The 11,902-nt window shown below is 72.9% G+C and carries 8 protein-coding genes; 6 read left to right on the plus strand and 2 right to left on the minus strand.

Annotated elements, in window-relative coordinates; translation table 11 throughout:
- Positions 1–269 precede the first annotated feature (269 nt).
- A complete protein-coding gene (locus ABTY61_RS02345; protein WP_350502998.1) occupies positions 270–1,265 on the minus strand; it encodes a ScbA/BarX family gamma-butyrolactone biosynthesis protein in 996 nt (331 codons plus the stop codon).
- A gap of 461 nt (positions 1,266–1,726) precedes the next feature.
- Here ABTY61_RS02345 and ABTY61_RS02350 point away from each other — a divergent pair, with 461 nt between their 5' ends.
- The 5 genes from ABTY61_RS02350 to ABTY61_RS02370 all read left to right on the plus strand — a co-directional run bounded on the left by ABTY61_RS02350 (position 1,727) and on the right by ABTY61_RS02370 (position 9,839).
- A complete protein-coding gene (locus ABTY61_RS02350; protein ID WP_350502999.1) occupies positions 1,727–2,380 on the plus strand; it encodes a ScbR family autoregulator-binding transcription factor in 654 nt (217 codons plus the stop codon).
- A 238-nt stretch (positions 2,381–2,618) separates the two neighbouring features.
- Positions 2,619–3,539 (plus strand): AfsR/SARP family transcriptional regulator, encoded by a 921-nt coding sequence (locus ABTY61_RS02355; protein ID WP_350503000.1) that lies wholly within the window; start codon positions 2,619–2,621, stop codon positions 3,537–3,539.
- A 369-nt stretch (positions 3,540–3,908) separates the two neighbouring features.
- Positions 3,909–6,962 (plus strand): glycoside hydrolase family 2 TIM barrel-domain containing protein, encoded by a 3,054-nt coding sequence (locus ABTY61_RS02360; RefSeq protein ID WP_350503001.1) that lies wholly within the window; start codon positions 3,909–3,911, stop codon positions 6,960–6,962.
- 193 nt (positions 6,963–7,155) lie between these two features.
- A complete protein-coding gene (locus tag ABTY61_RS02365; RefSeq protein WP_350503002.1) occupies positions 7,156–8,244 on the plus strand; it encodes a lactonase family protein in 1,089 nt (362 codons plus the stop codon).
- A gap of 332 nt (positions 8,245–8,576) precedes the next feature.
- Positions 8,577–9,839, plus strand: a complete 1,263-nt coding sequence (locus ABTY61_RS02370; RefSeq protein ID WP_350503003.1) for a hypothetical protein — start codon at positions 8,577–8,579, stop codon at positions 9,837–9,839.
- Between the two features lie 52 nt (positions 9,840–9,891).
- Here ABTY61_RS02370 and ABTY61_RS02375 read toward each other — a convergent pair whose 3' ends face one another.
- Positions 9,892–10,800 (minus strand): LysR substrate-binding domain-containing protein, encoded by a 909-nt coding sequence (locus tag ABTY61_RS02375; protein WP_350503004.1) that lies wholly within the window; start codon positions 10,798–10,800, stop codon positions 9,892–9,894.
- 282 nt (positions 10,801–11,082) lie between these two features.
- Here ABTY61_RS02375 and ABTY61_RS02380 point away from each other — a divergent pair, with 282 nt between their 5' ends.
- A complete protein-coding gene (locus tag ABTY61_RS02380) occupies positions 11,083–11,883 on the plus strand; it encodes a gamma-glutamyl-gamma-aminobutyrate hydrolase family protein (RefSeq protein WP_350503005.1) in 801 nt (266 codons plus the stop codon).
- The last annotated feature ends 19 nt before the right edge of the window (positions 11,884–11,902 follow it).

The raw sequence follows: 11,902 nt of genomic DNA on the forward strand, positions 1-11,902 counted from the left end.
GTACGAAGCGACTTCACTCACTGTTTACTCCCGGTAACAGCGGATCCAAGGGCTGTCATCCTCGCGCAGGTGTTCGCCCGGTGTCAGCCCCAGGGGAGCGATTGGTTATGCGGAGGTAAAGCCGACGGCCCGTCGACCGGGTGGTCGGACGGGCCGTGCGGGGCGGGTGGGGCGGGCGGGCCGTAACGGGCGCGTGGGGCGCGGGCCGGCGGGGCCGGAGGGCGGGAGCGGGGTCTACGGGGTGGGGGTAGTCGGTGCGGGTGCCGGGGTCAGCGCTGGTCGGGGTGGCCGGTGAGGACCGTGGTGAAGATCGGCTCGCCGTGCTGGTGCCCGGTCACGGTGGTGGTCAGGGCGTCCGGGTCCTCGCCGGGGGTGTGCCGGGCGGTGATGGTGGTGGGTGCGTCGTGCTCGGCGTAGCGGTGGAAGGTGGTGGCCGCGGCGGTCGGGGTGACGGTGACCGGGGCGGCGAGGGCGTTGCCGGCCTGGCGGGCGGCCTCCAGCAGCACCATGCCGGGGATGTGGTCGCCGGCGTGGTCGAAGAGGATCGGGTGCCGGAGGTCGGGTGTGAGGCGCCAGGTGCCGGGGGCGTCGGTCGCGGTCAGGACGACGTCGCAGGGGCGGAGCCGGCCTACCCGGGCCGGCGGCAGCGGTGCGCCGGCGGCGGCCGTGCCCGGCGCCGGGGCGCTCTCGGGGCGGGCGCCGCGCAGGCGGCGGTAGGTGGAGTCCGGAACGGTGGTGAAGCGGGCTTCGCCGGTCGCGGCCAGGTGGGGGCCGCGGCGGACGGTCGCGCTGAAGGTGAAGTCGATCGTGTTGCGGGTGCGCCGTGGCTGGGGGAGGAGTCTGGCCTCGATGGTGAGGTCCGTGGGCGTCGCCCCGATGAACAGTTGGCGGGCGCGGGTGACGTAGTCGAGGTTCCACATCATGAACTTGTGGTCGAGCGGGATGCCGAACCGGGTGTGGGCGAGGTAGAGCCCGGCTTGGCGGATCGTCTCGGCGGCGATCATCGGGTCGTGCCGGGTCCCGTCCGGGGTGCTGAAGAAGGTGTGCGCCCGCGGCCACTGGGCGGTGACGGTGAACGCGGTGTCGCCGAGCGGCTCGCTGCCGGTGATGAAGACCTCGGCGTGACAGGCCCGGTGGACGTATTCCTTGGCAACGGTGCTGGTCAACCGGGGTGCCGGGGCGACCGGACGGATCGGCTCGGGGGGTGTGCCGAAGGCCGTGGTGACCGGGGTGAGGGCAGGGGTGCGGTAGGCAAGCAGAGTCATGGGGAGCGCTCCATAGGGCCGGGACGGGCGGGGTGGGCTGCTCAGGGCTCGTAAGATACGTACCTACCGGTTTGGTTTTCAAGGAGCCAGGACGAAGGTTCGTCGGCGGCCGAGCGCAGCCGTGTCAACGTCCGGGGCGTCCGACCGTGCCCGACTGATTGACCTCATCGGCCAGTGCATGGCCTTTCACCTGCGGTGACTTCGACAGCCCGGGTTGACGCGTCCATTATCACAAGCAGGGGACCGATGGGTCGCACCGGGGCAAGTGGCAGGGGTGGCTCCGTATCCGACGGGTCCGGTGCGGGCTGCGGTAACCGGACGGCCCCGTACCGTCCACGCGGTTTTTCCGCGCTCGAAGGTGACTCCATGAGTCGGGGAAGCCGGGGTCGTTCGACTGCGAGGCGGGTAAGATACAGGGTGTTTGGTTTTGTTTGCCAGCGTTTCGGGTGGGGTGGTGGCACATGGCACGGCAGGAGCGGGCGGTCCGGACGCGGCGGCTGATCCTGGAGGCGGCGGCCTCGGTCTTCGACGAGTACGGGTACGAGGGTGCGACGATCGGCGAGGTGGTCGCGCGCGCGGGGGTGACCCGCGGCGCGGTGTACTTCCACTTCGCGTCCAAGCGGGAGCTGGCCCAGGGCGTCGTGGAGGAGCAGTTCGGCCAGGACGAGCTGCCCGAACGGCACTGCAAGCTCCAGGAGTTCGTGGACATGGGGATGGTGGTGGCCCATCTGATGCCGCGCGACCCGCTGCTGAGCGCGGGCGCGCGGCTCTCCCTGGGGCAGGACGTGTTCGGCGACCTCGGCGGCGGCGCGGCCCCCGGCTGGATCCAGCGGGCGGAGGCCGTGCTGACGGCGGCCGGCGGACGCGGCGAGCTGCTGCCGCACGTGGTGCCCGCCGAGACGGCCTGGCTGGTGACGGGCGCCTGGACGGGGGTGCAGATCCAGTCCCAGAAACTGTCGGGCCGGGCGGACCTGGAGCACCGGGTCGCCGTGCTCTACCGGCACATGATGCCGAGCATCGCCGTCCCGGGCGTGCTGGCCACCCTGGACCTGGGGTCGGACCGGGGCGCCCGGGTGGTCGCGGAGCTGGCGGAACGCCGGGTGGCCTCGGCCTGAGGCAGCTCAACTCCCTTCTCTGCCAGTGCAGTCCGGTGCGTCGGTCCGTGGCCGATTGCTCCGTTCAAAAACAAACAGCGCGTTCGGTTTTGTATTGACAAACCGTCTGTCCTGTTTTTGGATGGGTGTCGGGTGCCCGGCGGGTCCCACAGCGGTCCTGCCGACCGCGAGCAGCGGAGCACCCGCCAGGCCGGCGGCCGTCGGGGTCGCCGATCCCGTCTGGATTGGGGTGGACGTCATGGAGATCCGGGTGCTGGGGGCCTTGGGGGTCCAGATCTGCGGGGTGTCGGTGGTGCCGACCGCCCCGAAACCGCGGCAGGTGCTGGCCCTGCTGGCCTTACGCGCGGACCAGGCGGTCCCGGCCGCCGTCCTCGCTGAGGAGCTGTGGTCCGGCCGCCCGCCGCGCAGCGCGCGCACCACGGTGCAGACGTACGTGCTGCAGCTGCGCGACCTGATCGACCGGGCGCTCGCCCAGGGGGCGGAAGGGTCGGGTGGGGAGCCCGAGGGAAAGGCCGAAGGCGGTGCGGCCGGAACCGGCGAAGCCCGGAACCCCGCACCGGGGAAGGACTGCCTCGGCGCCAAGGACGTCCTGGTCACCTCGGCCGGCGGCTACCGGTTGAACACCGGCGACGGCCTGGTCGACCTGCGGGACTTCGAGCGGCTCGCGGGCCTGGGCTACCGGGCCATGGACGGCGGTGACTTCCCGCTCGCCGCCCGCCAGTTGGGCGAGGCGCTCGCCCTGTGGCGTGGACCGGCACTGGCCGACGTCCCGCTCGGCGGTCAACTCGCCGTGGAGGCAAAACGGTTGGAGGAGACCCGGCTCTGTGCGCTGGACCAGCGGATCGAGGCGGACCTGCGGCTGGGCCGGCACCGGGTACTGCTGGCCGAACTGACGGTGCTGGTCGACCGCTACCGCACCCATGAGAGCCTGCACGGCCAGTACATGGTCGCCCTGCACCGCTCCGGCCGCCGGGGCGAGGCCCTGGAGGCCTACCAGCGCCTGCGCAACACCCTGGTACGGGAGTTGGGCATGGAGCCCTCGGCCGGACTGCGCCGCCTCCAGCGCTCCATCCTGCTGGCCGGCCCCGAACGCCCCGAGCCGGACCTGCCGGGCACCGCCCCCGTTCCCGCCGACCCTCGGCTGAGCCGGGTCGGCTGACGGCCGGCCCAGGACCCGGCCCGGGACTCGGCCCGGGACTCGGCCCGGGACCCGGCCCGGGCGGAGCCGGACCCGTGGGCTTCGGCGGGGCCCGGAGCCGGCGCCCGCCGGGAGGTCGGTGGAGCGGAGCGGGCGCTCGCCAGGTGTCGCCGCGATCGGCCCGTCGTGATCGAGGGACTCGGAGCCAGGCCGGGTGGATTGCCACAGGCGGTCGTTGCTGCGCGCACGGCCCCGCGGTCAGGCGGACGTGTTCCGGCTGCCGGACCTGTGGCAGTTCCATCCCTCGCGTGAGGGCGGTGCTTCCCGCAACAAGCCTTCGATAGTACGGTCGCGCGCATCGCCCGACGTCCGACCACCGGAGGGTTCCGCATGTCCGCACGCTATTTCGAGGACTACGCACCGGGGCACGGCAGGGCCGTGCCGCGCGCGGCCCTGGACTCCGACGCTCTCAGAATCGACCTCAACGGTGACTGGCTGTTCCGGTTCTGGCCCGCTCTGCGTCCGGAACCGGACGGATTCGAAACCCCGGACTTCGACGACGGCTCCTGGGACGTCCTTCGCGTCCCCTCGCACTGGCAACTGCACGGCTACGGCCGGCCGATCTACGTCAACACGGCCTACCCGATACCGCTCGACCCGCCCTTCGTCCCGGACGAGAACGAGACCGGGGACTACCGTCGGACCTTCGACCTGCCCGCCACCTGGGCGGGCGGGCCGGCCGTGCTGCGCTTCGAGGGTGTGGACTCCTGCGCCCGGGTCTGGTTCAACGGCTCTGAGCTGGGCGTCACCTACGGAAGCCGGCTGCCGACCGAGTTCGATGTGACCGGGCTGCTGCGGCCGGGCCGCAACGTGCTCGCGGTCCGGGTGCACCAGTTCTCCGCGGGTACCTACCTGGAGGACCAGGACACCTGGCGCCTGCCGGGCATCTTCCGTGACGTGTCCCTGTTGGCCCGCCCCGCCGGCGGCATCCGGGACGTCTTCGTGCACGCCGACTACGACGCGGACACCGGCGCGGGTCGGCTCCGGGTGGAGGTCGACGCGGACGCGCCGGTGCGGATCGACGTGCCGGCCCTCGGGGTCCACGACCAGCCGGCCGAGGGCGAGTTCGCCTTCGCTGCGGTGCGGCCCTGGAGCGCGGAGGATCCGCAGCTCTACGAGGCGTACCTGGCCACCGGCAGCGAGCGGGTCCGGATCCGGGTCGGGTTCCGCAGTGTGGCCGTCGACGAGGCCGGGGTGCTCCGGGTCAACGGCCGCCGGGTGGTGCTGCGCGGTGTGAACCGGCACGAGTTCGACCCCGATCACGGCCGTGCGCTCCCGCTCGAAGCCATGCGCCGCGACGTGGAGTCGATGAAGCAGCACAACATCAACGCGGTGCGCACCGCGCACTACCCTCCGCACCCCGCGTTCCTCGACCTCTGCGACGAGCTCGGCCTGTGGGTCATGGTCGAATGCGACCTGGAGACCCACGGCTTCGAGTTCGCCGACCCGGAGCGCTGGCAGCGCAATCCCTCCGACGATTCCCGCTGGCGCGACGCCTTCCTGGACCGCATCGAGCGGACCGTGGAACGGGACAAGAACCACCCGAGCGTCATCCTGTGGTCGCTGGGCAACGAGGCCGGGGACGGCCGCAACCTCCGAGCCATGTCCGCGTGGGTCCGGCGCCGCGACCCCTCCCGCCCGGTCCACTACGAGGGCGACCGGCTCGGCGAGTACACCGACGTCCACGGCGAGATGTACCGGCCGCCCGCCGCCGTGGCCCGGATCGGCCGGGGACAGCTGCTGCCGGGCGAGGTTTCCTACCCGGCCCGCGCGGGCTCGGGCGACCCGGAGGACGACCCGCGCAACCGCAAGCCCTTCCTGCTCACCGAGTTCGCCCACGCCATGGGCAACGGGCCCGGGGGGCTCGCCGAATACCTGCAGTTGTGCGACGAGTACCCGCGGGTCCAGGGCGGTTACGTATGGGAGTGGATGGACCAGGGACTGCGCACCCGTGACGCCCGGGGGCGCGAGTTCTTCGGCTACGGCGGCGACTTCGGCGAGGACCTGCACGACGGCAACTTCATCTGCGACGGCCTGGTCCTCCCCGACCGCACCCCTTCCCCCGGCCTCCTGGAGTACGCGAAGGTGATCGCCCCCGTCCGCATCGGCCCCGGCCCGGCGGCGGACACCCTCACGGTGGAGAACCACTACGACGTGCTGGACCTGTCCCACCTGCGGTTCACCTGGTCGCTGGCCCGCGAAGGGGTCGAGCTCGCCCACGGCGTCCTGCCCACGCCGGAACTCGCGGCGGGGGAAGAGGGCCGACTGCCACTGCCCCGGTTGGACCCCGGGAGGTACCCCCAGGGCGGAATGGACGGCGGGGTGGACGGCGGGGGCGAGCTCTGGCTCACCGTCCGGGCGGAGCTGGCCAAGCCCGCCGACTGGGCCCCCGAAGGCCATGTGGTCGCCTGGGGGCAGCTGCGGCTCTCCGCGGCGCGCCCCCGCCGACCGTTCGGCCTGCCGGGCCCGGCCCGCCGCGACGGCGAGCACATCCTGCTCGGCCCCGGCCGCTTCGACCGGACCACCGGAGCTGTGCTGGGCATCGGCGGGCTCTCCCTCCGCGGGCCACGGCTGAACCTGTGGCGCGCCCCCACCGACAACGACCGCGGCTGGTCCCAGCGCGACGCCGCCTATTGGAAGGACCGCGGGCTGGACCGGTTGCGGCACCGCACCGTCTCCGTCACCCCTGACGCGCACGGCATGACCGTCGTCGTCCGCAGCGCCGCCGCCGCGGGCAACTCCGGCTACCTCACCACCTACCGCTGGGAGAGCGACGGTGACAGCCTGCGCCTGCGGGTGCACGCCGAACCCGTCGGCCACTGGCCGGAGCGGGGCGACGACTTCCAGGACGTCATGGTGGATCCGGCACTCCCGCCGGAGGAGTACCGGGAGCTGGTCCGCAGGAACAAGTCCCGCTCACTGGCCCGCATCGGACTCGCCTGGGAGATTCCCGCCGACCGGTCCCAGGTGGAATGGTTCGGCACGGGCCCGGGCGAGGCCTACCCCGACTCGCGTCAGGCGGTTCGCGTCGGACGCTTCCGCGCGACCGTGGACGAGCTTCAGACGCCCTACGTGCGCCCTCAGGAGAACGGCAACCGTGCGGACGTCCGCTGGGCCGCCTTCACCGACCCGGCCGGGAACGGACTGCGCGTCGGGGGCGAGGACCCGTTCCACTTCGCCGCGCGCCGCTGGACCGACCGACAGCTCGACGCCGCACGGCACCACAGCGACCTCGTGCCGGGCCCGGTGATCCACCTCCACACCGACCATGCCGTCCAGGGCCTCGGCACCGCCGCTGTGGGACCCGGTGTCCTGCCCCAGCACCGGCTCGAACTCGCGCCGGCGGACTTCGCGTTCGTCCTGACTCCCCTGCAACAGGGCTGAGGCCACCGAGCGGCCCGCCGTACCGGACTTCCCGGTGCGGCAGGCCGCTCCGCGCCCCGGCACCCGTGAGCGTGGCGCCACCGCTGTCGCCGGCGCTGTCGAGGTGCCCGAGAACGTCTCCATCCGCCGGTTCCGGGGAGGGCGCACCCGCTGAGGGGAGCGCGCCGCCCGGAGAGCAGAGAGCAGGCACTTCGTGAACCATTCTCCGACCGCGTCGCCCGGCGGACTGCTGGTCATCGGCAGCGCCGCCCGGGCCGACGTTCCCGGCGCGGGGCTGTGCACGGTCGGCTACGACGGTGCCGGCGCCATGAGCCTCCTCCGCACACTGCCGCTGGACCACCCCTCCTACGCGGCCGTCGACCCGACGCGCGCGGTCGTCCACGCCGTCCTGGAACAGGCGGTCGGACGGGTCGTCTCCCTGCGGGTGGACGCCGGGGCCGGGGTCCAGGGGCCGCCCGCCGCTGCCGCCGCTGCCAGTGGTGGTGCGGGCCCCTGCCACATCGCGGTCCACCCCAGCGGGTCGCACGTCTTCGCGGCCCACTACGGCGACGGCGTCCTCTCGGCCGTCCCCACCGGCGCCGACGGCACGGTCGCCACCGCCGAGGCGGTGCAGACCATCCGGCACCCGGGCCGGGAGGCCTCCGGGGACCTGCTCACGTCCCCGCACGCCCACATGGCGGCCCCCTCGCCGGACGGGCGGTTCCTGCTGTGCACCGATCTCGGTACCGACCGGGTGTACGTCTACGCCTTCGACCCGGACAACGGCCCGCTCAGCGCCCACCGGACGGTGCAACTGCCGTCGGGCAGGGGCCCCCGGCACCTCGTGTTCCACCCGTCGGCCCGGTACGCCTACGTCCTGAACGAACTCTCCTCCACCCTGACCGTCTGCACCTGGGACGCGCTCGCCGGCCGTCTCGAACCGGTCGCCGAGGTCGAGACCCGGCGGGATCCGGGCGCGCCGAACGCCAACTCCGCCGCCGCGGTGCGGCTGTCCGGCGACGGCCGCTTCCTCTACACGACCAACCGCGGCGACGACGCGATCTCGGTCCACGCCCTCCACGGTGACGGCGCGTCCGTGGAACTGCTCACCGCCGTTCCCTGCGGCGGGACTTGGCCGCGCGACATCGCGCTCACCCCGGACGGCCGTCTGCTCTTCTGCGCCAATCAGCGCTCCGACACGGTCACGGCCTTCCACCGGGACCCGTCCACCGGCCGGCTGAGCCCGGCCGGGGAGCCCTTGGCGATCACCGAGCCCACGTCCGTCCTGCCGATCGGAGGCTGAGCGGAGGAGAGGGGAGGCGTCCGGCACGAGGGTGTCGGGCGCCGACGTGCCGACGAGCCGTGGCCCGGGCTGCCCGTCCTGCTGTCTGACAGGTCGACGGGGCGATCTTGCGGGGTGGGGCGACGCGGTGTCAAGCCCAGGTCGCCACCTGCTCGTTGGCGAGGGGGATCCGGCTGTTGTGATCGCTGCAGTCTCGTCGAGTCCGGTCGTGTGCGGACTTGCGTGGGCGACAAGACCGCATGTGATCGGATTTGATCGGGATGGCTCTGGCAGGGCAGGCTCAGTGTCGTAAAGTGGCGGATCAGTCACGGTCCGGCACGGGAGGGAGCCGCATGTCCGGGACCGAGTACAGCAAGCCGACCGCGCACGTCGTGGTCGGTTACACCCCTCAGGAAGGCTTTGTCGCCGTCCAACTCAGCCCGCCCCCGGCGGAATACGTATGGCACGACCGGCAGGCCGAGCACTACCAGGAGCGGTTCGGTCCGGGTAACGGCTATCAGCAGTGGCTGGCTGTCGACGCCGGCACCGGTGCCGTCTGGTTCGGGGACACCGACTGGCGAACGCAGGACGGGGATGCCGCCCCCCGGTTCCCGGGCCACCGCCGACCCGAACTGGGCGACGGCGCCCTGCCGTCCCCGGCGGTCTTCTCGCTCCCGCTCGCCCACCGGGCCGTCGACGAACAGGGCGCCTGCACCTGGCGGTTCTTCACCGCGCAGGAGCTCTACGCACTGGCTCGGCGGATCCTGCCCGTGGTCCAGCGGGTGATCGGCTCGCTGCACCGCGTGGGCCCGACCGCGGACCTGGAATGGTCCGCCGAGGCTGCGACGGCCTGGACCGATCTCGAAGAGGGCTGCCGTTACGCGCTGGACGGGACGGGAGCGGTGGCCTGGGCCGGACCCCGCATGAGCCGGGTCCCCGGATGGCGGGTCGAGGTGGCGGACTTCCTCGCCCGGAATCCGGAGCTGTGCGACCCGGCTTGGGCGACGGCCACCGACGCCGAGCTGGACGCGTACGCCGCCTACGAGCCCGATTCCGGCTACGCCGGCGTGCCGGGACGGATGTGTGCTCCGGCGGAGGTCGGGATCGAGGAGGGATACACCTTCTACGGCCACCGTGCGGCCCTGTACGCCTATCGGGCGGCCGCCTGCGGGGAGCGCACCCCGGTCGAGGCCCGGCTCTGGCTCGAAAGCAGCGACGCCGGGCGGAGCAGCTGGGAAGCCGCCAAGGTCGCGGGGGCGAGTCTCGCCGACGCCACCGACTGCGTGTTGGACCACCTCGCCGAGAAGTTCCGCGGCGCTGCGGCGGACGAGGGCGTGGTCCTCACCGGCCTGCCGGCCTACCTGCGGCAGCTGCGGGCCGAGGAGCGGGTGGCGGTGGACGACACGCTCGCCGCCACCGGGGAGGAGCTGAAACGCCTGGAGGAGCTGCTCAAGGAGATCCGACTGGTCCGGAACACCATCCTGACCCGGGTCCTGAGCTGGACCGACGGACGGGACGACGAGGCGATCGCCCGGCTGGCGGCGATGTCCCCCGGCGCGGTGGCCGAATGGCGGGAGCGGCTCACGGCCGACCAGAGCGTCCAGTCGGAGCGGTGAGCGGACCCGCGGGGCGCGGGTCCGCTCGCAGGGGTGGGACGTGGGGTGCGCCTCAGGACAGGGCGGCCAGCGCCTGTGCGGCGAGCATCTGCTCCAAGGCCAACAGGGCACGCGGGGAGTGCCGGGTGTCGATGCGGACGGCGTAGATGAAGCGCGTCAGCTCCGGGTCGGCCAGGGGACGCGCCACGACCCGGGTGCTGCCGCGGGGGAGGGCCAGCTGGGGCATGACGGCGACGCACAGGCCGGCGGCCACGAAGCCGAGCACGGTGTTGAAGTCGTCGCCCTCGTAGTCCAGGCGGGCCTGGAAGCCCGGTGTCTTGGCCATCTGGGCGAGCAGTTCCAGGCGCAGCGCCGCCTCCGGGGCTGCTATCCACGTCTCGGAGGCGAGGGTCGCCAGGTCGATGACGTCCCGGTCGGCGAGGTGGTGGTCGGCCGGGACCACCGCGACGACCGGGTCCCGTGCGACCAGTGTCCGGCGCAGTGTCCGTGGCGCCGGCAGGGGGATGAAGTCGTAGTCGTAGCTGAGGGCCAGGTCCATGTCCCCGCGCCTGAGCCGGTTGTAGCTCGCGTCGGGTTCCAGTTGGGAGAGGCTGACCTGCACGTCGGGGTACGTCGTGTGGAGCTCTGCGAGCGCCTGCGGGACGATGACGGTGGCGGCGGAGGCGAAGGCACCGAGCCGGATCCTTCCGGCCGTGCCCGCGCGCATGGCGTCGAGTTCCACCGACGCCGCCGCCAGCGCGCTCCGGACGCGCTGTTCGGCGTCGAGGAGGACCTCGCCCGCCGGGGTGGCGCGCACGGGTCGGCGCTCCAGCACTCTGAGGCCCGTGCGGCGTTCGAGCTCGGCGACCTGTTGCGAGACGGCGGGCGCGCTGTAGCCGAGTTCGCGTGCGGCGGCGTTGAAGGAGCCGTGGCGGACGACGGCTTCGAGGGTGGCGAGCAGGCGGGGGTCGAGGCTCTGCACGGAGTTAAGACTCACTTATCTGTCGCGAAGACGTCTTTTCTTGTACTTAAGGGTGAATGGCAGCAGGATTCTTGCTCGCGGCCCGGTACGCAAGTGCCGGATGCCTGAGTGTCCGCTCCCGGGTCCGCAGTGAACCCGTTCCCCCGTCGCCGGGCGCGTCCGTGCGCCCGTAGTGCCGTGCACCCCCTCCTCCGGCAGTCCGTCCGTCCGCGCGGCGGCCGGGCGCTCTGCCGGGGGAGACGGCCGTCGACGGTCAACTCCCAGGCCCTGAAAGGAAGTGGTATGCCCAAGCCGCTTGTCGGACTCACCACCTACCTCACCGACGCCCAGTGGGCGGAGTGGGAGTTGCCCGCGGTGCTCCTGCCCGCGGCGTACGCCAGCGCCGTGCAGGCCGCAGGCGGCCGCGCGGTCCTGCTGGCGCCGGACGCTCCCGAGGCCGCGGCCGAGGTCGTCGCGCGACTGGACGCGCTCGTCCTCGCCGGCGGCGAGGACCTCGATCCCGCACTCTACGGAGCGCAACCGCACCCGTGCTCGGGTGCCCCGGTCCGGGAACGCGACCGGTGGGAACTGGCCGTCCTGGCCGCCGGTCTCGCGCGGGACATCCCGGTGCTCGGGGTCTGCCGGGGAATGCAGTTGATGAACGTGCACGCGGGCGGGACATTGGTCCAGCACCTGCCCGACAGGGTGGGGCACGACGGTCACAACGTGCACCCGGGCCACTTCGGCTCGCACGCCGTCACCACCGTCCCGCGCACCCGGGTCGGGGCGCTCCTGCCGGGAACGAGGCAGGTCGCCACACACCACCACCAAGCGGTTGGGCAGCTCGGGGCAGGTCTGGTCGTGGCCGCCCACGCCGCGGACGGCACGGTGGAGGCGGTGGAGAGCACCCGGCACCGCTTCGCCGTCGGCGTGCAGTGGCACCCGGAGATGGCCTTCGATTCGGCGGTGGTGTACGCCCTGGTGGCCGCCGCGCGGTCCGGTGCCACCGCGCGGTCCGGCGCCGGTCCGGGCCGGGTGGGCGAGCGGGGGGCGCACGCCGTCCGGGCGACAGCGCTTGCCGTCCCGTCGGCGCTGACCCCTTGACACCGCTCGGTCGCAGCCC

It is taken from the genome of Kitasatospora sp. NPDC096128, assembly GCF_040303105.1.
Taxonomy (GTDB): Bacteria; Actinomycetota; Actinomycetes; order Streptomycetales; family Streptomycetaceae; genus Kitasatospora.